Raw genomic sequence first — 22,998 nt, forward strand, 5'->3', positions numbered from 1 at the left:
GCCCGGGTCAAGCCCGGGCATGACGAGCGAAGGACTCCTCACAGCACCCGATTGCTCTCCTTCACCTTCTCCGCATCCAGATATACGCTGCTGCCCATCTCCTTGAACTTCGCGCTCATCTTCGCCATGCCGTCCTCGGCCGTGCCGCTGATCGACATGCCGATCGAGTTCGGGTCGTTCAGCGTCGCCGCATAATCCCGCACGTCCTGCGTGATCTTCATCGAGCAGAATTTTGGGCCGCACATCGAGCAGAAATGGGCGACCTTGTGGGCTTCCTTCGGCAGGGTCTCGTCGTGGAAATTCTTCGCGGTATCGGGGTCGAGGCCGAGGTTGAACTGGTCGCTCCAGCGGAAGTCGAAACGGGCGCGGGAGAGCGCGTCGTCGCGGAGCTGGGCAGCCGGGTGGCCCTTGGCGAGATCGCTGGCGTGGGCGGCGATCTTGTAGGTGATGACGCCGGTCTTGACGTCGTTGCGGTCGGGCAGGCCGAGATGCTCCTTCGGGGTGACGTAACAGAGCATGGCGCAGCCGAACCAGCCGATCATGGCCGCGCCAATGCCTGACGTGATGTGGTCATAGCCCGGCGCGATGTCGGTGGTCAGCGGTCCAAGCGTGTAGAACGGCGCCTCGCCGCACTCCTTGAGCTGCTTGTCCATGTTGATCTTGATCTTGTGCATCGGCACGTGGCCGGGGCCTTCGATCATGACCTGGCAGCCCTTGTCCCACGCGATCTTCGTCAGCTCGCCGAGCGTCTCCAGCTCTGCGAACTGCGCGCGGTCGTTGGCATCCGCAATCGAGCCCGGGCGCAGGCCGTCGCCGAGCGAGAACGAGACGTCATACTTGCGCATGAGGTCGCAGATCTCGTCGAAATGCGTGTAGAGGAAGCTCTCCTTGTGATGCGCCAGGCACCACTTCGCCATGATCGAGCCGCCGCGAGAGACGATGCCGGTGACGCGGTTGGCGGTGAGGTGGATGTAGGACAGGCGCACGCCGGCGTGGATCGTGAAATAGTCGACGCCCTGCTCGCACTGCTCGATCAGCGTGTCCTTGTAGAGCTCCCAGGTCAGCTTGACCGGATCGCCGTTGCACTTCTCCAGCGCCTGATAAATGGGAACGGTGCCGATCGGCACCGGCGCGTTGCGCAAAATCCATTCGCGGGTGGTGTGGATGTTGCGGCCCGTTGAGAGGTCCATCACGGTGTCGGCGCCCCAGCGGATCGCCCACACCATCTTCTCGACCTCTTCCTCGACCGAGGAGGTCACCGCCGAGTTGCCGATATTGGCGTTGATCTTGGTCAGGAAGTTGCGGCCGATGATCATCGGCTCGAGTTCTGAGTGGTTGATGTTGCTGGGGATGATGGCACGGCCGCGCGCGATCTCAGCTCGCACGAACTCCGGGGTGATGAAGGCGGGGACCTCCGCGCCGAAGCTTTCGCCGTCGGCGAGGGCTGCCTCCGCGCGCTCGAGCTGCTCCTTGCGGCCGAGATTTTCGCGGGCGGCGACGTAGATCATCTCCTTGGTGATGATGCCGGCGCGGGCGAATTCGAGCTGCGTGATCTTGTGGCCGTCGAGGCCGCGCAGCGGCTTGTGATAGGCGCTGAACGCGCGCGCGGCCTTGTCGGTGGAGAGGTTGCCATTGTCCTCCGGCTTGACCTGCCGGCCCTCATATTCCTCGACGCCGCCGCGCTCCAGCACCCAGGCCTTGCGGTTGCGCGCGAGACCCGCGTTGACGTCGATGGTGACGGACGGATCGGTGTAGGGGCCCGAGGTGTCGTACACCGGCAGGTTCGGCTCGCCGGCGCCTTCGGACAGGATGATCTCGCGCAGGGGCACGCGCAGGTCGGGCGCGGCGTCGGGGGACGCAAAGATCTTGCGCGAGGAGGGCAGCGGGCCGGTGGTGACGGCGGGGACGGTCTTGTCGGGGTTGGAGCGGATGTTCATGGGGATCCTCCGGTTAATTCTGGTGTGCGTGCGCTTGAGCGACGGCGGTGAAATCTTGCTCCGTCATTGCGAGGAGCCCTTGCGACGAAGCAATCCAGACTGTCTCTGCGGAGAGACTCTGGATTGCTTCGCTGCGCTCGCAATGCCGCGTGGAGAGAGGGCGCATCACGCCGCCTCCGCAGGTAGGCCGAGCCATTGCCGCACCCGCGCGTCGGGGTCGGTATTCTGCGTGACGTCGCTGACGACGGCGATGGAATCGGCGCCGGCGGCAAAGATCTCCGCGGCGTGCTCGAACTTGATGCCGCCGATCGCGACCAGCGGGATGGTGCCGATGCGCTGCTTCCATTCCGTGATCTTCGGAACGCCCTGCGGCTCGAAGCGCATCGACTTCAAGGTTGTGAAGAAGATCGGGCCGAGCGCGACGTAGTCGGGCTTGGCCGCGAGTGCGGTCGCAAGCTCGGCGTCGTCATGGGTGGAGATGCCGAGGAGAAGGCCCGCCTCGCGGATCGCCTTGAGATCGGCGTCGGCGAGATCCTCCTGGCCGAGGTGCAGATACTTGGCGCCGGCGACGATCGCCGCGCGCCAGTAATCATTCACGACGAGCTTTGCCTGCGTGCCCTCGGTGATGGCCAGCGCGTCGGTGACGATCTGCAGCGCTTCGGCGTCGTTCAGGTCTTTCGTGCGCAGTTGAATCGTGCCGACGCCGAGCTTGGTCAGGCGCTCGACCCAGGCGAGGCTGTCGACGACGGGATAAAAGCGATCAGGATACGGCATGCCAGAACGGGGTCCCAACGACAGGGGTTGAAGGGGAGGCGAAGTCGCGGGCGTTCATCAGCCCGGCTTCGTAAGCGGTGCGGCCGGCCTCGACACCCAGGCGGAAGGCGTTGGCCATGGCGACGGGATCGGCGGCTTTGGCGATGGCGGTGTTGAGCAGCACGGCGTCATAGCCGAGCTCGAGCGCCTGCGCCGCGTGGCTCGGCGCGCCCAGGCCGGCGTCGACCACCAGCGTGATGTCGGGCAGGCGGTCGCGCAAGAGCTTCAGCGCATCGCGGTTGGTGATGCCCTTGGCGCTGCCGATCGGAGCTGCCCACGGCATCACCACCTTGCAGCCGGCATCGACCAGGCGGTTCGCGACCGAGAGATCCTCGGTGCAATAGGGGAACACTTCAAAACCGTCCTTGATCAGGATGGCGGCGGCCTCAACGAGGCCGACGACGTCGGGCTGCAGCGTGTCGTTGTCGGCGATCACTTCGAGCTTGATCCAGGAGGTGCCGAACAGTTCGCGCGCGAGCTTGGCGGTCGTCACCGCCTCGCGCACGCTGCGGCAGCCGGCGGTGTTCGGCAGCACGGTGACGTCGAGCTCGCGGATCAGATTCCAGAACGCGTCCCCGGTCTTGCCGCCGGCGGCCTCACGCCGCAGCGACACCGTGACGATGTTCGAGCCGGAGGCGCGGATCGCTCCTTGCATGATCGCCGGCGAGGGATAGAGCGCGCTGCCGATCAGGAGGCGCGAGGCGAAGGATTTGCCGTAGAAGGTCACCATGGCGGTGTTTCCTCAAATGACGTTGTCATCCCCGCGAAAGCGGGGATCCAGTACGCCGCGGCGGTGCGGCTGGAGCAGTGAAGCCGCGGCGTACTGGATCGCCCGGTCAAGCCGGGCGATGACAGCGGAGGGTGCGACGCGCGGCGCCGCGACAAACGGAGAGCCATCACCTCACCCTCCCTGCCGCGGCGTGATGATCTCGATCTCGTCGCCGGCCTTCAGCGCGGTCTCGGCCCAGCGGCTTTTCGGCACGACGTCGTAGTTCAGCGCGATCGCGAAATGGGTGCCTTCGTAGTCGAGCTCGCTGAGCAGCGCGTCGACGCTGGCCGAGTTCACCTCGCGCTGCTCACCGTTCACGATCACGCGCATTGCATCACCTCGTTGTCGATCTGGCCGCGCTGGACGTATTGCAACGTCAGCTCGGCGAGCGCCGGCGCGATCAGGAAGCCGTGGCGGTAGAGCCCGTTGACGGCGATCCTTTCGCCGCGAATGCCGATCCGGGGCAGATTGTCGGGGAACGCGGGGCGAAGGCCCGAGCCGAACTCGACGATGCGCGCCTCGCCGAACGCCGGGTGCACCGTATAGGCCGCACCCAGAAGCTCCAGCGCCGAGCGCACGCTGACGCCGGTGTCCTCGGCCTCGATCGAGGTCGCGCCCAGCATGAACAGATTGTCCTCGCGCGGGATCACGTAGAGCGGCCAGCGCGGATGGATCAGCCGCACCGGGCGCGCCAGCTGCACCTCGCTGGTCTCGATCAGGATCATCTCGCCCTTGACGCCGCGCAAGTCAGGCTGCTCGTCGCGGGCGGAGAGGCCGCGGCAGTCGATCACGATGCCGTCGAGATCGGCGGCGCTGACATCGCTTTCGAACTTGATGGTGCCGCCGGCGGCGCGGATGCGCTCGTGCAGCTTCGGCAGCACGCGGCGCGGCTCGACATGGCCCTCGGCCGGGAAGAACAGCGCGTCACGGAAGCGGCCTTCCAGTGACGGCTCGAGCTCGGCAAGGCCCGCGGCATCGAGCCGGCGGTGCGCTTCGGTCATCCGGGCAAAGCGCTCGAAATCGTTGCGCTCGCGCGGATGGGCGACAACGAGGGAACCGTTGAAGGGCGTGTCGGGCAGCTCACGCCGCCAGATGTCGAGGGAGCGCTGGCCAAGCCTGGAGATGATGGGTTCGGCGACCTCCGCCTCGCACCAGGGCGCGAGCATGCCGCCAGCCCAATGGCTGGTGGAGTCCGTCATCGCAGCGTCGCCGCGCTCGTGTAGCGTCACGGAATGGCCGGCCTGCGCGAACAAAAGCGCCTGCCAGGCTCCGGCAATGCCTGCGCCGATGATGGATACCGCGGAATCCGCTCGCTTGGTCGTCTGTAACATCCCTGTCCCTTCGCCGGCATGACCCGGATCAGGTTCAAAGGGTCACCGCGGTCCTGGGCGGATTTGCCCATTTAGCGGTATCTCAGCTCCTCCTCGGAGCACCCCTCGGAACGGCGCCAATGTATGCCAGCGGGACGAGGTGGTCAACGCGTGTTGCCACAGGGCAGTCATTCCGGGGCGATGCGAAGCATCGAGCCCGGAATCTCGAGATTCCGGGTCTGGTGCTTCGCACCATCCCGGAATGACGGCGGTTAGTGTGGAACCTGCGCCCGCGCATTGCGGACGCGCTGGGCCAGCTTCTTATGCGGCGCCGTGCCGAACATCGGCTGCGGATTGCCGTTCGGCTCCAGCCAGGTATCGCCCATGTTGGCGACCTGCACGGCCTCCTGGCGCTGCCGCTTTGCAACGTAGTAATAGCCGCCCGCGAAATAACGCACGGCTCGGGCGTGGTCGCCATTGGCCGCGCGATAGGCGCCGGCGAGGTATTTGACCGCGTAGGTGAGGTTGGTGTTGGGATCGCGTAGGCCGGCGGCATCGCCGGTGTAGCCGACCCCGCGGGCGGTCGCGAGCTTGATCTGCATCAGGCCGATGGTGCCGCCTCGGCCGACGAGGCCGGGCTGATAGCGGCTTTCGCGCATGATGACGCGATGCACCAGCGCTTCCGGCACGCCATTGGCGCGGGCATGGGCCGCGACCATCTCGGCGTACTCGGCTTGGCCCGCGAATGCGGCCTGCGGCGACACCAGTCCGGCCGCGATGAACGCGGCAACGCGTAAAATTTTCATCGGATATTCCTGACGTCCCTGAACGACCTGCGCCCGGCCGCAATTATTGTTTGAGCATGATCCTTTCGGAAAACCGCGGTGCGCTTTTCCGGATCACGCTTTAGGACTCGCGAACGCGGCGATGATGTGACCAAACGCCGCCGCCGGCGATTTTGCGGTGCCGAGCCGCCGTTAAGACGCAAAGCCGGCGTAGCTGAGCTTCGGGGCGGACGACCCCCGCTCGCGACAGCACGCCTGTCTATTCGCGATGGTGCGCGAAAGCGAGTATGAAGCGGCCGCAAATCGGGAGAGGTGCCATGACAAAAGCAGAAATGCAGAAATCAACCATGGCCACAGCACACGCCGGCGACATCCCCAGACAGAATCCCTGTGCCCAATGCGGCGCGCCGATTCCGAAGCCCGACTGGATCGAGCCGGGCGAGGGGCGCATCTCCTATCTCTGGACCTGCCGCGCCTGCAATTATCGCTTCGAGGCGGTGGCGATCTTCGACGAGGCGGCAGTCGAGCATCCGCCGCTCGCGGCTTAGGCTGCGATCTACGCCGCGAGCCGCGGCTCCTGCCAGACCGGCAACTCCATCCGCACGATCAGCCCGTGCGGCTCGCGGTCGTGCAGCGACAGCGTCCCGCCGTGGGCGACGGCGATCGCGTGCGCGATCGACAGGCCGAGGCCGAAGCCGGTGGACTCGTCCATGGTGCGCGCATCGTCGCCGCGCGCGAACGGCTCCAGCATCTCCTGCTTGCGTGCATCCGAAATGCCGGGGCCGTCGTCCTCGACGTCGATGACGAGCCTGGTGCCCGATATGTCGAGGCGGATCGTGACCTCGGCGCCGTAGCGCACGGCGTTCTCGACGAGATTGGTGACGCCGCGATGCAGATCGTCGGGACGCGCCGCCGCGGTCGCGGAAGCGGGGCCGTCATAGTGCACGACATGGCCCATGTCGCCGAACTGGTCGGCAATGAGCTGGAGCGTAGAGGCGATGTCGACCAGCGTCACCGCCTCGATCTTGCGGTCGTTGCGCAGGAGCGAGAGCACGGATTCCAGCATCGAGCGCATCTGGTCGAGATCCATCAGCATGCGCTTGCGGTTGACCTCGTCCTCGATGAACTCGGCGCGCAGGCGCAGCCGCGTGATCGGCGTGCGCAGATCGTGGCTGATCGCCGCCAGCATCCTGGTGCGATCCGACATCAGCCGCGCGATCCGCTCATGCATGCGGTTGAGCGCGCGCGCCACCGAGCGGATCTCCTCCGGGCCGCGCTCGGGCAGCGGATCAGCTTCGCCGTCCAGGCTGAAATTCTCGGCGGCCTCGGCGAAGGACGACAGCGGCGCGGCCAGCGCGCGCGCCGCCCACAGGCCGAGCACGGTGACGCAGATGAAGGTGGTCATCAGCGCCGTCAGCCACGGTGCGCCCCAGAACCACGGCCGCAGGCCGCCATCGACGCGGCCGGCGATCACGCTGCCGTCGGGCAATTCGACGCCGACGCGGTGCGCGGTGTCGTCGGCGGCGAGCTGCACCACCTTGTAGCCGCGTCCGAGATGACGGCGCATCCCGCGCAGGTGCTGGCCGTCGCTCTCCTTGACAATGGCCGCCGTGCCGGGCGCGTGCATCTCGATGCCGAGCTTGGGGAAGGCGCGCGCGAGGTCGGCGACGAGGCGCGGCCGCTCGCCGGCCTCGGCCGAGCCGAGCAGCAGCGCGGCATCGGTCAATTGATGGGCGCCGTCCGGCGGCGTGTCCGGGCGATCCGGCCGGCTGATCAGGAAGGCGGCGGTGACGACGAGATGGAGCGCGACGGTGGAAGCCAGCACCAGCGCGGCGATCTGCCCGCCGATACCCTTGAGGTGGAAGAACCCGAGCGGCTTCATGGTCGGCGCCCCCTCAGTTGCCGAGGGAGGCCGCGACCGCTTCAGTGCTTGCTGCTTCAGTTCGTGCCGCTTCAGTTCTTGGCGTGAACAGATAGCCGCCGGAGCGCACCGTCTTGATGATGGTCGGATCCTGCGGGTTGGGCTCGATCTTGCGGCGGATGCGGCTGACCAGCACGTCGATGGAGCGTTCGAACGAGCCGGTGTTGCGGCCCTGCGTGAGGTCGAGCAGGCTGTCGCGCGACAGCACGCGGCCGGGTCGCTCGCAGAACGTCCTCAGCAGATCGAACTCGGCGCTGGTCACCGCGACGCGCGCGCCTTCCGGATTGCGAAGCTCGCGCAGGCGCAGGTCGATGCGCCAGCCCTCGAAGGTGAGCGTGCTCGCGCCTTCGATCGAGCTCGCCGCCTGGGCTGCGGCCTGGCGGCGCAACACCGCGTTGATGCGGGCGAGCAGCTCGCGCGGGTTGAAGGGCTTTGGCAAATAGTCGTCCGCGCCCATCTCGAGGCCGACGATGCGATCGACGTCCTCGCCGCGCGCGGTCAGCATGATGATCGGCGTCTGCGCCTCCGAGCGCACCTTGCGGCAGAGGCTCAGGCCGTCCTCGCCCGGCAGCATGACGTCGAGGATGATGAGGTCGACGCGATGATCGGTCATGGCGCGCGACATCTCGCGGCCATCGCGCACGGCGGTGACGTTGCAGGCGTTGTTGCGCAGGTACTTCGCAATCAACGTCCGCGTTTCGCGGTCGTCCTCGACGACCAGGATGTTGGGATTGGAAATGGCCATGCGCGTTTGTTTGTCCAAGATTCGGGCCAAAAGGCGAAGATTTTTGTTTCAGATTGTTTCTGCGGGTCCGGCCGCAATACCGTGACACACCCGGGCAGTGGCGCGGCAAGGTCTCGTTAAGGCCGTTAACCATACCGTGGCGCGGCCATACAAGAAACCCCGCAAGATCCACGGAGCCATCATGACCTCGATTTCGGCGGCCTCCGCCGGTACCCATCAGTCGCCGCTACAGCGGCTGCAGCAGGAATTGCAATCGGAAGTTTCCGCCGGCACGATCTCGTCGTCGGACCAGTCCGCGCTCTCGACCGCGCTGACCGACATCGACACGGCGCTCCAGCAGAGCCGCTCGAGCGACCAGGCGAGCGGCACGCGTCCCTCCAAGGACGACATGAAGTCGAAGATCGACGACCTCATCTCCAACGAGGTGTCGAACGGGACGCTGACCTCGGAGCAGGCCGAACAGCTCAAGGGCGTGTTTCAGTCCGCCTTCGCCAGCGGTCCCGGTGGCGCGGGCGGAGCCGGTGGTGCAGGCGGGCCGCCGCCCGGTCCGCCGCCGGACGACAGCTCTTCGGATTCGTCCTCCACGGATTCCACCAGCAGCACGTCGAGCGATTCGACGACGGCGGAGATTCTCCAGCAGTTCCTCCAGGCGCTTCAGCAGTCGCAATCGTCGGCGTCGTCGTACGGTGCCAACGGCAGCTCGTCCGGCAACTCGGACTTCTCCGCACTCCTGCTCGACTACAAGAGTTGACCTGAGCGACGCAGGTCAGCGCAGTCCCCGCCACGCTCGTGCTTCTCCCAGGGCGCATGATCGTCGGCGGGGAACTGTGCATCCGGAAACGTTCCTGCGTGACTTAGGAACTTTCACTGCAACGCAGCGCCACGGTTATGCGACGAAATCGCCGCAGCTGAGGAACTGCACGTGATCGGCGCTGTTTTCTCCATACGAGTTTTTGCTGAAGGAGAGGACAACAATGCTGATGAAATCAATCGCCGCCGGCCTTGCCGGCACCGCGCTGCTTGCGACAGTTGCGTTTGCGCAAAACCCGACCGCCACCACGGACAAGGCGCCGGCTGCGGCTACCACCACGACGACCACGACTGCGTCGGGTGAATGGCGCGCTTCGAAGATGGCGGGCCTGAAGATCTACAACGACGCCAACGAGAGCATCGGCTCGATCAACGATCTGCTGATGGACAAGAGCGGCGCCATCAAGATCGCCGTGATCGGTGTCGGCGGCTTCCTCGGCATGGGCGAGCATCTGGTCGCCGTGCCCTATGACAAGTTGAAGTTCGTCAATGAGGCCGTCGCCTATACCGGCGCCGCCACAAACCCGAGCGCCAAGCCGGGTGCGACCACCACGACCGGCGCCGCGACCGGCACCGACAAGACCGCGACGACCGCGACGGTAGCGTCCAAGTGGTATCCGGACCACGCCGTGTTCAACGCGACCAAGGACGAGCTGAAGAACATGCCCGAGTTCAAGTACTCGGAGTAATGCGGTTCGCGTGACGACTTGAACGAAGCGCGCCCGGTTTTTACCGGGCGCGCTGTCATGTCATTTTTCGTCATCGTGAGATGTTGACCCTCACCCTGATGTTGACCCTCACCCTGAGGAGCCGCGCTTGCGGAGTCTCGAAGGGCGAGGCCACCAGCCGGGCCTTCATCCTTCGAGACGCTTGCTTCGCACGCTCCTCAGGATGAGGAATTGGCAGCGAGGGAAAGCCTCAGTGCGTCACCAGCGGGCAGCCGCCCTTGTCGAGCGGACGGAATGCCTCGTCGCCCGGCACGGTGGCGATCAGCTTGTAGAGGTCCCACTCGCCCTTGGACTCCTCGGGCTTCTTGACCTCGAACAGATACATGTCGTGGACCATGCGGCCGTCGACGCGGATCTTGCCGTTTTTGGCGAAGAAATCGTTGACCGGCGTTGAGCGCATCTGTGCCATCACCTTCGGCGCCTCGTCGGTCTTGATGGCGTCGATCGCCTTCAGATAGTGCATGGTCGCCGAATAGAGACCGGCCTGGATCATGGTCGGCATGTGCCCGACCTTCTCGTTGAAGCGTCTCGAGAAGGCGCGCGTCTCCTCGTTCATGTCCCAGTAGAACGCATCGGTGACGATCAGGCCCTGCGTCGCCTTGATGCCGAGCGAATGCGTGTCGGTGATCTCCTGCAGGAGCGCGATCATCTTCTGGCCGCCTTGCGTCAGGCCGAACTCGGCGGCCTGCTTCAGCGCATTGGTGGTGTCGCCGCCGGCGTTGGCCAGCGCGACCACCTTGGCCTTGGAGGCCTGGGCCTGGAGCAGGAAGGAGGAGAAGTCCGACGAGTTGAGCGGATGACGGACCTCGCCGAGCACCTTGCCGCCGCTCTCCTTGACCACGTTGGCGGCGTCGCGCTGCAGCGCCATGCCGAAGGCATAGTCGGCGGTGACGAAGAACCAGCTGTCCTCGCCGCGCTTCACCATCGCCTTGCCGGCGACGTTCGACAGCGCATAGGTATCGTAGGTCCAGTGCACCGTGTTGGGCGAGCAGGCAACGCCGGTGATGTCGGACGAGCCGCCGCCGGAATTGATGTTGATCCTGTTCTTCTCGCGCGTCAGCGCCGAGATCGGCAGCGCGACCGATGAGGTCGGCACATCGAAGATCGCGTCGACCTTGTCGTTGTCGTACCAGTTGCGGGCGATGTTGACGCCGACGTCGGGCTTGTTCTGGTGGTCGGCGGCGACGACCTGGACCGGCTTGCCGGCGGCCTTGGCGCCGTAATCGGCGACCGCCATCTCGACGGCGGCGAGCGAGCCCTTGCCGGTCGCGTCCGCATAGAGGCTCGACATGTCCGTAAGCACGCCGATCTTGACGACGTCATCGGAAATCTGCGCCTGCGCGGCGCCCGACGCGGCGGCGAGGGCGAGGCCGGCCGCGACGGCGGCGATGAGTTTTTGCATGTTGTTTCTCCCTGTGTGTTGTTGTTTGGGCGTTGTTTGCAGGGACTGTTCTAGCCACAAACCGTGGTCGCAGCTAAGCCAAAGATGCGTGAGGGGGTGGAGAAAAAAGCAGGGGGATCTGTCGTCATTCCGGGGCGCGCCGCGCCCCCTTGGGCGCGAGCCCGGAATCCATTCATCCACCGTCGCTGCGGCCCGATGGATTCCGGGCTCGCGCTGCGCGCGCCCCGGAATGACAGCGGACGCCTTTCAGGCGCTGCTGCCTTTGAGCCGTTCGTTGCGTCGGCGCAGGCCTTCCAGGGTGGCGAGGAGGATGACCGATACGGTCGTCAGAACCACCGCCGCTGCCGTGATGGTCGGGCTGATGTTCTCGCGGATGCCGCTGAACATCTCGCGCGGCAAAGTGCGCTGCTCCGGCCCCGCCATGAACAGCACGATCACCACCTCATCGAAGCTGGTCGCGAAGGCGAACAGCGCACCTGAGGCGAGGCCGGGCAGGATCAGCGGCAGGATCACGCGGCGGAACGCATAGAGCGGCGAGGCACCGAGCGAGGCGGCGGCGCGCGCCAGATTGGTGTCGAAGCTTTGCAGCGTCGCGCCGACCGTAATCACCACAAAGGGCGTCGCCAGCGCGGTGTGGGCCAGGATCAGGCCGAGATAACTGCCGGTCAGTCCGATCGGCGCGAAGAAGAAATACAGGCCGACCGCGGTGATGACACCGGGCACGACGACCGGCGACAGCACGAACGCCAGCACGAGCGGCTTGAACCGGCTCTTCCACTGCGCCAGCCCCAGCGCGGCCAGCGTCCCCAGCACCATCGACAGCAGAGTCGAGGCGACACCGATGATCATGCTGTTCTTCAGCGAGTTCATCCAGCGCGGCGAATTGATGAAGTCGTCGTACCAGCGCAAGGAGAGGCCTGGCAGCGGATATGTGAGGTACGAGCCCGAGCTGAACGACAGCGGCATGATCGCAAGGATGGGCGCGATCAGGAAGAAGAATACCAGCGTGGAGACAATGATGGTCGCGGTCCACGCGATGCGCTGGCTGGGCGTGCGGAGGGACGAATGATCGCTCAATTCTTCATTCCTCCCGTGACGTGCTGTCCCTGCACCAGCTTGCCGTAGACGAGCGCGAGCACAACGGTGGCCAGCAGCAGCACCGCACCCAGCGCCGAAGCAAGGCCCCAATTGGCGGTCTCGGTCGTGTAGAGCGCGATGAAGTAGCTGATCATCTGGTCGGCGGCGCCCCCGACGAGTGCCGGTGTGATGTAGTAGCCGAGTGCCAGGATGAAGACGAGCAGGCTTCCCGCGCCGATGCCGGGCAGAGTTTGAGGCAGGTAGATCCGCAGGAAGGCGGTGAGCGGCGGCGCACCGAGCGAGGCGGCGGCACGCATGTAGGCAGGCGAGATCGCCTTCATGCTGCTGTAGAGCGGCAGGATCATGAACGGCAGGAGAACGTGGGTCATGGCCACGCAGACACCGAAGCGGTTGTAGATCAGGCGCAACGGCTGGTCGATGATGCCAAGCCACTGAAGGCTGTCGTTCACGACGCCCTTGCTCTGCAACAGCACGATCCAGGCGCAGGTGCGGACCAGAAGCGACGTCCAGAACGGCAGCAGGACGAAGATCATCAAGAGGTTCGACCGGCCCGGCGGCAGTGTCGCCAGCAGGTAGGCGACCGGGAAGCCGAGGATCAGGCAGAGTACCGTGACGCTGAAGCTGATGAGGAAGGTGCGGCCGAAAACGTCGCGGTAGATGGCCTGATCCGGCGGGGCTGCGACGATCGCGCCGTCCGCGTTCCGCGTCAGGTCGAGCGCCGCAAGAAGGTAGAAGCCGGTCACTGGGCCGCCGGCGTCCTTGATCGTCGTCCAGGTGGCGCGTTCGCGCCAGGCCGGGTTGATCTTGCCCAGCGTCTCCTTGGCCGCCCCTCGCTCCGGCACCGCCTTCAGATTGCGTGCCGTGCTGGTCAGGATCGTGCGGAAGCCGTTCAGCGCGTAGTTGAGCCGCTTGGCCGCGACGGCGATGGTGCCGGAGGTGCGGGCCGCCAGGATGTCGCCTGCCAGCGCAGCAAAGGCCTCTTCGTCCGGCAGGTCCCTGCCGTCCCAATTGGCGAGAGCCGCGACTGTTTGCGGCAGAATCTGACGCACCTCCCTGTCATCGACCGCGCGCCACAGCATGCCCGCGATGGGCCCAGCGAAGGTGAAGAGCAGAAACAGCAGAAGCGGCAGAACCAGCGCCAATGCCTTGATCTGGCGTGCGCGCTCCGCCCGCTTCAGGCGGCGCTTGAGCGGCACCTTGGTCTCGGCATCGGCGCCGGTCAGGGACACTGCTGTCATGGGGCGAGCCTCTTTGACCGGACATCCCTCGCCTTTTCGGGTAGGGCAATCGCATATGGCTTTTTGGAGCGACCTGAGCGCGCGCCTCGTCCTTCGAGACGACCGCTTTGCTGTCTCCTCAGGATGAGGCTCATCGACATCGGTGCCGGTGAAATGGCGGCCACACACTCCAACCTCATCCTGAGGAGCCCGCCAAAAGCGGGCGTCTCGAAGGATGGCCGCAACGAAACTGCCCTCAAATGCGGTTGCCCTTCGATTTCAGGCAAGGCGCAGGGCACAGGCGAGGGGGCACCGACCCTCTGCCTGCGTCGCACGCCGGTTCGCTCGCGCGCTATTTCGCGGCCCATTTGTTGAAGCGCTCGGTCAAGCGGTCGATGTTCTCGAGCCAGAAGCCCACGTTGATCTCGACCGCGTTCTTGATGTTGTCAGGCGCGGTCGGCAGATCTTTCAGGACGGCCGGCTGGATCAGGGCGGCGGCGTCCTTGTTCGAGGTGCCGTAGGCGATGTTCTCCGACAGTTTCGACTGGTTCTCGGCCTTGCCCGCGAAGTCCAGGAACTTGTAGGCCGCGTCCTTGTTCGGGCTGCCCTTCAGGATGACCCAGCTGTCGAGGGTGAAGAGCGCGCCGTCCCACACCATGCCAAAATTCTTCTTCTCGTTCTTGTTCGCGGTGTCGATGCGGCCATTGTAGACCGAGGTCATCGCCACTTCGCCGGAGGCGAGCAATTGCGGCGGCTGGGCGCCGGCCTTCCACCAGACGAGGTCGCCCTTGATGGTGTCGAGCTTCTTGAACGCACGATCGACGCCCTCGTCGGTCGCCAGCACCTTGTAGACGTCCTTCGGCGGGACGCCGTCGGCCATGAGGGCGATCTCCAGCGTGGTCTTCGGGCCCTGACGCAGCGCGCGCTTGCCCGGAATCTTCTTGGTGTCGAAGAAGTCGGCCCAGCCCTTGGGCGCGTCCTTCAGCTTGTCCTTGTCGTAGCCGAGGACGAAATCGTAGAGGATGGCGCCCACGCCGCAGGGATTGACCGACGGCGGGATATAGGCGGCCTCGCCGCCGATCTTGGAGTAATCGAGCTTCTCGAACAGGCCTTCCTCGCAGCCGACGGCCAGTTCGTCGCTCTCGACCTGGACGACGTCCCAGGTGGCGGCGCCACCCTGCACCTTGGCGCGCAACACGCCGACACCGCCGTCCCAGGACTCGTCGTTCATCGGGACGCCGGCTGCCTTCTTGAACGGCTCGAAATAGACCTTCTTCTGGGCATCCTGATACGCGCCGCCCCACGACACGACCGTGAGGTCACGCGCCTGCGCGACCGTCGCCAGCGCAGCGCTGGCGCTCAGTGCCGCGGCCAGGCCCAGAGCGATCTTGCCAATCTTGCGCTTCAGCATGGTCTTTGTTCCTTCTTCATGTGAGTTGCGTTGTAGTTGATCGATGCGGATCCGCTTGCGTTGGATCAGGCGGGATCGAGGGCCAGGCAGTCCTCGGGGCGGAAGGTGATGAACACGTTTTCGCCAGGCCTCAGGCTACCATGTCTCAGGCTGTCATGCGTTCCCGGCTGAAGCTTGACCATGAACTCGCCGTTGCCGGCGACATTGAGCACGGCCAGCGCGTGGTCGCCGAGATAGATGGTGTTCTGAACCCTGGCCGGCAGACGGTTCGGTCCTTCGCTGGAGGCGCCATCCGGGACAATGGCGACGCGCTCCGGCCGCACCGACAGGGAGGTTGATGCGCCCGCGCCTGATACATTGACCGCCCGCGCGGTCACGGCGCCGCCACCAGCCAGCGCGACGCGGCAATATTCCTTTTCGACTGTCTCGACGGTGCCGGCCAGCACATTGTTCTCGCCGATGAAGTGAGCGACGAAGCTGTTCACCGGATGCTCGTACAGCGCGTCGGGCCTGTCGATCTGCTGCACGATGCCGTCGTTGAACACGGCGATGCGGTCCGACATGGTGAGCGCTTCACTCTGATCGTGAGTGACGTAGACGACGGTGATGCCCATCGTCTCGTGCAGTTGCTTGATCTCCAGTTGCATCTGCTCCCGCAGGCGCTTGTCGAGGGCGCCAAGGGGCTCGTCCATCAGCACGAGTTGCGGATTGAAAACCAGCGCGCGGGCCAGCGCCACGCGCTGCTGCTGACCGCCGGACAGCTGCCCGGGCCGCCGGTGCGCCAGGGGTTCCATCTTGATCATGCGCAACGCGGCCCTGACGCGCTCCTGCGCTTCCGCCTTGCTCGTCTTGCGAACGGACAGCGGGAAGGCGATATTTTCTGCAATCGTCAGGTGTGGAAATAAGGCATAGTTCTGGAACACCATGCCGATGTCGCGCTTATGGGGCGGCACGTTCTTGATAGGCCGGTCGGCGAGGTAAATCTCGCCATGGGTCGGAACCTCGAAGCCGGCCAGCATCATCAGCGTGGTCGTCTTGCCCGAGCCCGACGGGCCGAGCAGCGTGATGAACTCGCCCTTCCTGATGTCGAGATCGAGGTTCTTCACCACGAGGTGCTCGCCATCATAGGTTTTCTGAATGCCGGAGAAGCGCACCAGTGCCGGCGCAGACGTGACCATGCCGGCTTCCATCTTGTCCTCGCGTTATCAGCTACAGTGCTGCCAGGACCTCGTTCGAGGTTACGAGGAACAGCTTAGCACCCTCCGACGAGAATGCCAGCGGCGCAAGCGAAGGCGGGCCCGGACAGCGATGGCGCGCTACATCCCCGACAGCTTCGTCACATACACGTTGAGCGAGCCGCCGGCCTCGGCGACCACGCGCAGCGTCTTGGAATCGAAGGCAATGTCGGCGAGCGTCAGGCTGTCGATCTTCGCGTCGACCTTGAGGCCGTCCTCGCTCTTCTGGTAGTCGGCGATCGCGGCCGCGATCTTCTCGCGGGCGTTGGCGGCGATCGGCTTCAGGTCGAGCGTCGCCTTCTGCACCAGCGCCTGCTGCATCTGCGGCACCACCGCGCGCGCCGCCGCGCCGAGCAGCCCGAAGGCGGCCTCGGATTCCACCGCGAGCTGGATGTCGGCGAGCCGCAGCGTCTGCTGCGCCTGGTCGAGCATCGGCCGGCCCCAGATATGCACGGTCGCCTCGGCGCCGAGGCCGAGCCAGCTCTTCTTCTCCTTCGCGCGCACCAGGAGCGAGATCAGCAGCCGGTCGCCGGACGGGACCACGTTGACGCTCTTCACGGTGACGTCGACCGGGCCCGAGCCGTCCTCGGGATAGGTGTGGCCGGCCATCTGCGCCGCGATGAGCTTGTTGATCTCGGTAAAGGGTACGTCGATCGGCACGCCGATGTTCACGCCGGTGCCGGTCGGCGGCACGATCGAGATCTTGTCGGGGAACGGACACTCCGGCTTGGTCGGCGACGACGTCACACGCGTCTCGAGCTCGAGGCCGAGCAGCAGCGTCACGGCCTGCGCATCAACGCGCGGCTGCGCGGCGATGGCGCGGGTCGGCTTCATCTCGAGCCAGAGCGGCGGCAGCGCGGCGGAGGAGCCCGAGCCTTGCAGCGGAATCGAGCGGCAGGCCTTGGCCCATTGCAACTTCGCATTCTCCCGCAGCGAAGGATCGTTGCGGATGCGCTCGGAGACGAGGTTGATCTGCTCGCCGACGTTCTTGTCGATCAGCGGCTTCACCTGCGCCGGCACGTTGACCTTGGCGCCGGCGACCGCAAGGTTGGTGTCACCGAGATTGACCTGGGCGCCGAGATTGGGCTCGAGATGCCAGTTCGTTGCGAGCTTCGGACGCGAGGTGACGACCACATTGCCCTTGATCTCGGCGCTGGCGTTCAAATTCTTGATGTTGACCGCGCCGATCCGTTTCGCTGCGTCACCGCCGAGCACGCTGCCCAGCGCATCGCCAAGCGCGCCGGTGGCTTTCGCCGACAACGAGCCCGTCACGTTCAGCTTGCCGCTGAGCGGCGTCGAGATCGTCAGCACGTCCTTGTCGCCGGCAGCGGCCATCGGTCCGCGCACGGCGGACCAGCCGATATCGGCGTTCTCCAGGATCTGCGAGATCGGGTTGTCGGCCTTGCCCGCGAAATTGCGCGGCGCGGCCTTCTCGGCCTGCTCGCGGATCGCCGACACCGCGATGGCGACCGGCGCCACCACGATCGAGCTCTTCGAGACCGGCGGCAGCGGCGGCAGCTGCGCGACCGGGGGCGCCGAATTCGTCGCGCGCGGCGACAGCCAGTCCATCGCCTTCAGGCTGATGAAGAACGACGCCGCGAGCACCGTGACCGCGATCAGGATAGTCTTGAAATTCAACGCCAGACGCATCTCACCCCCAGGCCGCCCGCGGGGATTCTACAGGGCGGGAGAGGAGGGCGCTAGAGCGCATCGATGGGGTGGAATTGGGGCGAATGTGTTAACGGCCGCGAGCGCGCAATTGCCGCACATTCAGGCAATCGTCGCGGGGCGCTAGTCGCGCCTCGGACGGCGGACCGCTCTCACCTTGCCGGCGCTGCCGCCGCCGCAGAACAAGCGATCGCCGCCATCGGACTCCAGGCCCGAGACCATCGTGCCCGCAGGCAGGTCGAGCTGCTCCAGCACCTTGCCCGTGTCGGGATCGATCCGCCTGATGTCGCTATCGTCGCCTTCCCAGGTGCCGTGCCAGAGCTCGCCGTCGACCCACGTCACCCCGGTCACGAAGCGCTTGCTCTCGATGGTACGGAGCACCGTCCCGGTCTCCGGATCGATCTGGTGGATCTTGCGCTCCCGATATTGACCGACCCACAGCGACCCCTCCGCCCAGGCAAGTCCGGAATCGCCACCGCCGCCGGGCGCCGGGATGGTGTTCACCACCTTGCCGGTCGCGGCGTCGATCTTCTGGATGCGGTCCTCGGCGATCTGGAACAGGTGACGGCCGTCGAACGCCGTCCCGGCATGCGCGGCGACGTCGATCGAACGTGTGAGCTTGCCGCTGGCCGGATCGACCGCGTTCAGCTTGTCGCCGGATGCGAACCAGACTTGCGTGCCGTCATAGGTGACGCCATGCACGGCCTCGACGCCCGGAAAGGGTCCGTATTCCTTGATGATCTCGGCGGCCGAACGTTTCATGTGCTTGATCCCTGTGAACTGATCCACCTTACGTCTTCAGCAGTGGTCCGGGGAGTAACAAGCCTGTCGGGAAGCCCGGGACGGGCGGGGTCATCCAGCGGCGCGCCCGTCCGTGTCCGAACGACTGCACCTTGTTCGATCGTGCGAGCTCCTCGAGCGCCCGTTGCACCGTCCGCGCGCTCGCTCCCAGCGCCAGCGCCAGCGCCGAGCTCGACCATGGCTCGCCGTCGGAGAGGAAGGCGAGGACGGCGGCGTGCTTTTCCTCGACGGGCCGGGCCAGCACGAGGACGTCGCGCGTCTTGCGCGGCGCCAGCACAAAACCGTTCTTCGTCGCACTGACGTCGGCCAGCGGCTTGAGCTGGGTGCGAAGCCGTCCGATCTCGACGCGCAATCGCGCGCGATGCGATTCATCGGCGTGCTTCGCCCGGAACGCACCTGATATCAGCATCTCTCGCGAGACGTCCGCGGGCCATGCCTGCGCCAGAAGACGGGCGAGCGCGAACAGCACGGGCCGCGTTCCGAGCGACACGGCAACGCCTTGCCTGCGCACGACATGATGGAAGGTGTCCACGACGAGCGCTGTCGAGGTCGCCAGTCTTTCGACCTCCCCGAGCAATAACGGGTGTTCGCTGCCGCGCGCGATCAGTCGCGCGGCCGGCGTGTCGAGGATGCGGTTCGCGCTGTCGACCTCGGCCGCGAGTGCCGGGATTCCCGCCAGCCGCGCTGCCTTGGCCGCGCGGTCGAGCGCGGTCCGCGCGGCTTCTGTCCTGAGCCGCCGTATCGCAATGCCCGCGACCACCAGCTCGCGCGCCACCTGAGACGCAGGCGGGAGCGATGCGGTGCCGGCCTCGGCCAGCGTGCGCTCTGCCTCGTCTATGCGTCCGAGGAGGAGGAGACGGCGCGCCTCGATGTGGCCGGCATGGGCGGCATTGGCGAGATCGCCATGCTGTTCGAGCGTCGCCCGCGCGGCTGCGAGGGTCTTCGCCGGCCAGTTCAGGTCGCGCGAGACGAGCGCGATCTCGGCTTCCGCCACGACGCATCTTGCCCGCGCCACCGCCTCGCGCGGACCGAAGGCGCGCGCGGCGCTCCGCAGCAGCGCCTTCGCCTTTGCGAGATCGCCGAGCTGCGCCATCGCGATGCCGCGCAGCGCCAGCGACGGGGCATCGTTGCGCAATGCGACACGGTTCAGTGCGCCGAGCGGATCGCCGGCTTCGAGCGCACGCGCGGCGGCCGTGATCAGCGACTCCATTTCAATCCCGCCACACTTGTTACTCCCACCACGCAACCGCTTGGTGCCAGAAATCGTTGACGGCCGACAATGTGCGGTGAGGGGCGAGCGGTTCCACGTCTGTCAAAGCGAGACGCGGAATGAGCGCCCAGAAGAGAGGTTTGGAGAGCCATGATGACGTCAGCAGAAAAAGCAGGAAGTAACGGACAGGCCGCCATGCAAACACCGCCGGTGGTGTCGCCGCAGGACTGGGAGGCAGCCCGTCAGCAACTGCTCGTGAAGGAAAAGGCGCAGACCCGCGCCCGCGACGCGCTGGCCGCCGAGCGCCGGCGCATGCCGTGGATGGTCGTGGACAAAACCTATGCGTTCGAGGGGCCCGGCGGCAAGGTCACTTTGCTCGACCTGTTCCAGGGCCGGCGGCAGCTGATCGTCTACCGGGCCTTCTTCGAGCCGGGCGTGTTCGGCTGGCCGGATCATGCGTGCCGCGGCTGCTCGATGGTCGCCGACCAGGTCGCCCATGTCTCGCACCTGAACGCCCGCGACACCACGCTGGTCTTCGCCTCGCGCGCGCCGCAGGCCGATATCGCCAAGCTGAAGAAGCGGATGGGCTGGACCCTGCCGTGGGTCACCATCACCGACAGTTTCGATGCCGATTTCAGCGTGGACGAATGGCACGGCACCAACGTGTTCTTCAGCGACGGGAAGCGCATCTTCCGCACCTACTTCATCAAGAGCCGCGGCGACGAGCAGATGGGCGGCACCTGGAACTATCTCGACATCACGCCGCTCGGCCGGCAGGAGGTGTGGGAGGATTCACCCAAGGGCTATCCGCAGACGCCGACCTACAAATGGTGGAACTGGCACGACAGCTACACGGAGGGTGCAGCGCCCGACAAGAAATGGGTGGAGATCTCCGACGCCGGCGAGAAGGCCTTTCGCGAAGAGGCCGCGGAAGGCCGTGACTAGTCCCGTCAGCGCGGCCGCCGGCGCCAGCCGCGACGGTGTCGTGGCCGCGCGCCGCCTCGCCAGATGGCTCGGTCTTGCGGCGACGCCAACCTTCGCGATCATGGCCGTGCTGACGGCCGCGCTCGGCGGCGGCCCGGCGGACATGCTCTGCGCCGCCGGACACGCGTCTTTGCTGGGCGGGATGGTGCCGATGTATCTTCTGATGAGCGCGTTTCATGCATCGGCGTGGCTGAAGCTGATCTCGGAGCGGCGGGGTGGGCGGTGAGGTGAGGGACTTTCGCCCGCGTGAACGCCTCGTCCTTCGAGACGCGCGCAAGAGCGCGCTCCTCAGGATGAGGCTAACCGGCATCGGCGCCGCGGCGAAAGTGCCGCCGCACACTCAGCCCTCATCCTGAGGGCCCGCCGGAGGCGGGCGTCTCGAAGGATGATGAGATCCGCGCTTCGCCAATTCATGGAGCTCGGCAAAATCGCCGCGCATGAAGGCTTCCTTCTTGGCGCGGCTCCATTTCTTGAGTTTGCGTTCGCACTCGATCGCGTCGGTGATGCGATCGAACCATTGCGAGAAGACCAGGGTCACGGGCCTGCGCGACTTCGTATAGCCGTCGAACGTGCCTGCGTTGTGCTGGGCGATCCTGAACTCAAGCTCGGTGCGCGTCGTGCCGATGTAGTAGCTGCCGTCGGCGCATCGGAGAATGTAGAGGTACGCGCCTTCGGTCATCGTGCCCGCCCCATCCTTCGAGACGCGCGCAAGAGCGCGCTCCTCGGGATGAGGCTAACTGGCCTCGGTGACTTGGCGCAAGCGTGAAGCTGCGCGTTCAGTCCTCATCCTGAGGGCCCGCCGAAGGCGGGCGTCTCGAAGGATGCGCCGCGATTCCCAATGCAAACCAAAACGGCGCGCTACGCAAGGGCCGCTATTGTGGGCCCGACACAGCTTGCAGATACGCAACTACCTTGGCGGCTTCGTCCGCGGAGACGCCGCCATAGGGCTGCATCTTGTTGCCGGAGACGACCTCGTCCGGCTTGACCATGAAGCGGGTGAGCTTGTCCTTGTCCCAGACGAAGCCGGCGTCCTTCATCGACGCAGAGTAGTTGTAGTCGGGCAGCGAGCCTGCCTTCCGTCCGACGATCTTGCTGAGATTGGGGCCGAGGCGATTGTCGCCTTCCTTCACCGAGTGGCAGGTGCGGCAGGAATTGTTGAACGCCTGCTGAGCTGCCTCGTCGTTCACCGGCTGCTGGGCGAGCGAGGAGGGCGCGAACAGCAGCAGCGTCAATGCTCCCGCGCCGGCGATCGGGCGCAGCCATGGGCTTGGCGATGTTTGCAGGCGGGATTGCATCTAGCGCCTCCATCGGGGATCGCGCCGCGACAAGCGCGCATCGGGATGTCGAGGGCCAACGAAAACGGCCCCGGTGGGTTCCGGGGCCGTTTGCGTCACAATGTCCTGTCGCTTTAGCGCGTCGCAGCGCCAAGGTCAGCACGGCGCTCCGTCATCGGCAGCACGATCACCTTGGTGCCGACGTTGACGCGGGAGTAGAGGTTGGTGACGTCGTCATTGGTCATGCGGATGCAGCCGGAGGAGACGTGCTTGCCGATGGTCTCGGGGGCGTTGGTGCCGTGGATGCGGTAGATGGTGCCGCCGAGATACATGGCGCGGGCGCCAAGCGGATTGCCGGGACCGCCGGCCATGTGGCGCGGCAGATAGGGCTGGCGGGCGATCATCTCCGGCGGCGGGGTCCAATCCGGCCACTCCGCCTTCTTGGTCACCGACTGGATGCCTGACCAGGTGAAGCCGTCGCGGCCGACGCCGATGCCGTAGCGAACGGCCTGGCCGTTGCCCAGCACGTAATAGAGGTAGGTGTTGGGCGTATCGATGATGATGGTGCCCGGCGCTTCGCGCGTCGCGTAGGAGACGGTCTGGCGGCGGAAGCGGGCCGGCATCTCGACCGCGTCCTGGTCCTCGGAGGGAGCTGCCTGGTAAGGCGTCGCCTGGTAGGGCTGATAGGGCTGGATCGGCTGCGGCGCGGCCATCGGAGGCAGCGGCTGGAAGAAGGGGAAGAGCTGCACCGGCGCGGCCTTGGCCGGACCTGTGAATGCGATCGCGGTGACAGCGACTGCGCCCAAAGCAGCGGCGCGCGAATACGTCTTGAACGTGTCCAGATTGAACATGTGATCGCCCCTGTTTGCTCGGTGTTTTG

Annotated in this window: 24 protein-coding genes and 1 riboswitch; of the genes, 5 read left to right on the forward strand and 19 right to left on the reverse strand. The window is 65.8% G+C overall.

The genetic code is table 11. The features are described from left to right. Positions 1 to 38 precede the first annotated feature (38 nt). From thiC to E4K65_RS21070, 6 genes are all read right to left on the reverse strand, one after another. Entirely contained in the window at positions 39 to 1,937 is a 1,899-nt protein-coding gene (gene thiC, locus E4K65_RS21045; RefSeq protein ID WP_135175799.1) for a phosphomethylpyrimidine synthase ThiC, read from the reverse strand. Positions 1,938 to 2,102: 165 nt separating this feature from the next. Then, complete coding sequence (locus E4K65_RS21050; protein ID WP_135175800.1) at positions 2,103 to 2,711, reverse strand: thiamine phosphate synthase; 609 nt, start codon at positions 2,709 to 2,711, stop codon at positions 2,103 to 2,105. Beyond that, complete coding sequence (locus E4K65_RS21055; protein WP_135175801.1) at positions 2,698 to 3,480, reverse strand: thiazole synthase; 783 nt, start codon at positions 3,478 to 3,480, stop codon at positions 2,698 to 2,700. The genes E4K65_RS21050 and E4K65_RS21055 overlap by 14 nt, the downstream gene beginning before the upstream one ends. A 171-nt stretch (positions 3,481 to 3,651) precedes the next feature. Further along, positions 3,652 to 3,849 carry a sulfur carrier protein ThiS gene (gene thiS / locus E4K65_RS21060; RefSeq protein ID WP_135175802.1) on the reverse strand — a complete coding sequence of 66 codons (198 nt, stop codon included), beginning with the start codon at positions 3,847 to 3,849 and terminating at the stop codon, positions 3,652 to 3,654. Next, entirely contained in the window at positions 3,840 to 4,850 is a 1,011-nt protein-coding gene (locus E4K65_RS21065; protein ID WP_135175803.1) for an FAD-dependent oxidoreductase, read from the reverse strand. The genes thiS and E4K65_RS21065 overlap by 10 nt, the downstream gene beginning before the upstream one ends. Further along, positions 4,839 to 4,966: riboswitch (TPP riboswitch) on the reverse strand. It overlaps the preceding gene by 12 nt. Positions 4,967 to 5,101: 135 nt before the next feature. After that, positions 5,102 to 5,635, reverse strand: a complete 534-nt coding sequence (locus tag E4K65_RS21070; RefSeq protein ID WP_135175804.1) for a lytic transglycosylase domain-containing protein — start codon at positions 5,633 to 5,635, stop codon at positions 5,102 to 5,104. Between the two features lie 311 nt (positions 5,636 to 5,946). Between E4K65_RS21070 and E4K65_RS21075 the strand changes: the two genes are divergently transcribed. Then, the gene (locus E4K65_RS21075; RefSeq protein ID WP_167771020.1) at positions 5,947 to 6,162 is read left to right on the forward strand and encodes a hypothetical protein; all 216 of its coding nucleotides are present in this window, start codon (positions 5,947 to 5,949) and stop codon (positions 6,160 to 6,162) included. Between the two features lie 8 nt (positions 6,163 to 6,170). On the opposite strand, the gene E4K65_RS21080 is transcribed toward E4K65_RS21075, so the two are convergent. Then, positions 6,171 to 7,496: an ATP-binding protein gene (locus tag E4K65_RS21080; protein WP_135175806.1), complete on the reverse strand. Its 1,326-nt coding sequence runs from the start codon at positions 7,494 to 7,496 to the stop codon at positions 6,171 to 6,173. A 13-nt stretch (positions 7,497 to 7,509) separates the two neighbouring features. Next, positions 7,510 to 8,280 (reverse strand): response regulator, encoded by a 771-nt coding sequence (locus E4K65_RS21085; protein ID WP_135175807.1) that lies wholly within the window; start codon positions 8,278 to 8,280, stop codon positions 7,510 to 7,512. A gap of 181 nt (positions 8,281 to 8,461) precedes the next feature. On the opposite strand from E4K65_RS21085, the gene E4K65_RS21090 reads away from it, so the two are divergent. Together E4K65_RS21090 and E4K65_RS21095 are read left to right on the forward strand one after the other, a co-directional pair. Next, positions 8,462 to 9,031: a hypothetical protein gene (locus E4K65_RS21090; RefSeq protein WP_135175808.1), complete on the forward strand. Its 570-nt coding sequence runs from the start codon at positions 8,462 to 8,464 to the stop codon at positions 9,029 to 9,031. A gap of 223 nt (positions 9,032 to 9,254) precedes the next feature. Next, entirely contained in the window at positions 9,255 to 9,779 is a 525-nt protein-coding gene (locus E4K65_RS21095) for a PRC-barrel domain-containing protein (protein WP_135175809.1), read from the forward strand. A 229-nt stretch (positions 9,780 to 10,008) separates the two neighbouring features. On the opposite strand, the gene E4K65_RS21100 is transcribed toward E4K65_RS21095, so the two are convergent. From E4K65_RS21100 to E4K65_RS21135, 8 genes are all read right to left on the reverse strand, one after another. Next, on the reverse strand, positions 10,009 to 11,220 hold the full coding sequence (locus E4K65_RS21100) for an ABC transporter substrate-binding protein (protein ID WP_135175810.1): 1,212 nt from the start codon (positions 11,218 to 11,220) through the stop codon (positions 10,009 to 10,011). A gap of 246 nt (positions 11,221 to 11,466) precedes the next feature. Further along, positions 11,467 to 12,297, reverse strand: a complete 831-nt coding sequence (locus E4K65_RS21105) for an ABC transporter permease (RefSeq protein WP_167770999.1) — start codon at positions 12,295 to 12,297, stop codon at positions 11,467 to 11,469. Continuing rightward, positions 12,294 to 13,556, reverse strand: coding sequence for an ABC transporter permease (locus E4K65_RS21110; protein WP_135175811.1), 1,263 nt, complete (start codon positions 13,554 to 13,556; stop codon positions 12,294 to 12,296). The genes E4K65_RS21105 and E4K65_RS21110 overlap by 4 nt, the downstream gene beginning before the upstream one ends. Before the next feature lie 331 nt (positions 13,557 to 13,887). Then, a complete protein-coding gene (locus tag E4K65_RS21115; protein WP_135175812.1) occupies positions 13,888 to 14,946 on the reverse strand; it encodes an ABC transporter substrate-binding protein in 1,059 nt (352 codons plus the stop codon). Between the two features lie 65 nt (positions 14,947 to 15,011). Then, positions 15,012 to 16,136, reverse strand: coding sequence for an ABC transporter ATP-binding protein (locus E4K65_RS21120; protein WP_135175813.1), 1,125 nt, complete (start codon positions 16,134 to 16,136; stop codon positions 15,012 to 15,014). Between the two features lie 126 nt (positions 16,137 to 16,262). Next, complete coding sequence (locus E4K65_RS21125) at positions 16,263 to 17,831, reverse strand: DUF4403 family protein (protein ID WP_135175814.1); 1,569 nt, start codon at positions 17,829 to 17,831, stop codon at positions 16,263 to 16,265. Between the two features lie 141 nt (positions 17,832 to 17,972). Then, positions 17,973 to 18,611, reverse strand: a complete 639-nt coding sequence (locus E4K65_RS21130; protein ID WP_167771000.1) for a Vgb family protein — start codon at positions 18,609 to 18,611, stop codon at positions 17,973 to 17,975. 28 nt (positions 18,612 to 18,639) lie between these two features. Next, entirely contained in the window at positions 18,640 to 19,860 is a 1,221-nt protein-coding gene (locus E4K65_RS21135) for a helix-turn-helix domain-containing protein (RefSeq protein WP_135175816.1), read from the reverse strand. 150 nt (positions 19,861 to 20,010) lie between these two features. On the opposite strand from E4K65_RS21135, the gene E4K65_RS21140 reads away from it, so the two are divergent. Beyond that, positions 20,011 to 20,805, forward strand: a complete 795-nt coding sequence (locus tag E4K65_RS21140) for a DUF899 domain-containing protein (protein WP_135175817.1) — start codon at positions 20,011 to 20,013, stop codon at positions 20,803 to 20,805. Then, on the forward strand, positions 20,798 to 21,070 hold the full coding sequence (locus E4K65_RS21145) for a hypothetical protein (RefSeq protein ID WP_135175818.1): 273 nt from the start codon (positions 20,798 to 20,800) through the stop codon (positions 21,068 to 21,070). The genes E4K65_RS21140 and E4K65_RS21145 overlap by 8 nt, the downstream gene beginning before the upstream one ends. A gap of 114 nt (positions 21,071 to 21,184) precedes the next feature. On the opposite strand, the gene E4K65_RS21150 is transcribed toward E4K65_RS21145, so the two are convergent. The 3 genes from E4K65_RS21150 to E4K65_RS21160 all read right to left on the reverse strand — a co-directional run bounded on the left by E4K65_RS21150 (position 21,185) and on the right by E4K65_RS21160 (position 22,969). After that, on the reverse strand, positions 21,185 to 21,523 hold the full coding sequence (locus E4K65_RS21150; protein ID WP_135175819.1) for a GIY-YIG nuclease family protein: 339 nt from the start codon (positions 21,521 to 21,523) through the stop codon (positions 21,185 to 21,187). 193 nt (positions 21,524 to 21,716) lie between these two features. Then, positions 21,717 to 22,139 (reverse strand): c-type cytochrome, encoded by a 423-nt coding sequence (locus E4K65_RS21155; RefSeq protein ID WP_135175820.1) that lies wholly within the window; start codon positions 22,137 to 22,139, stop codon positions 21,717 to 21,719. Between the two features lie 113 nt (positions 22,140 to 22,252). Then, positions 22,253 to 22,969 (reverse strand): L,D-transpeptidase, encoded by a 717-nt coding sequence (locus tag E4K65_RS21160; protein ID WP_135175821.1) that lies wholly within the window; start codon positions 22,967 to 22,969, stop codon positions 22,253 to 22,255. Positions 22,970 to 22,998 lie beyond the last annotated feature (29 nt).

It is taken from the genome of Bradyrhizobium niftali (genome assembly GCF_004571025.1).
In the GTDB taxonomy this organism is placed as follows: domain Bacteria; phylum Pseudomonadota; class Alphaproteobacteria; order Rhizobiales; family Xanthobacteraceae; genus Bradyrhizobium; species Bradyrhizobium niftali.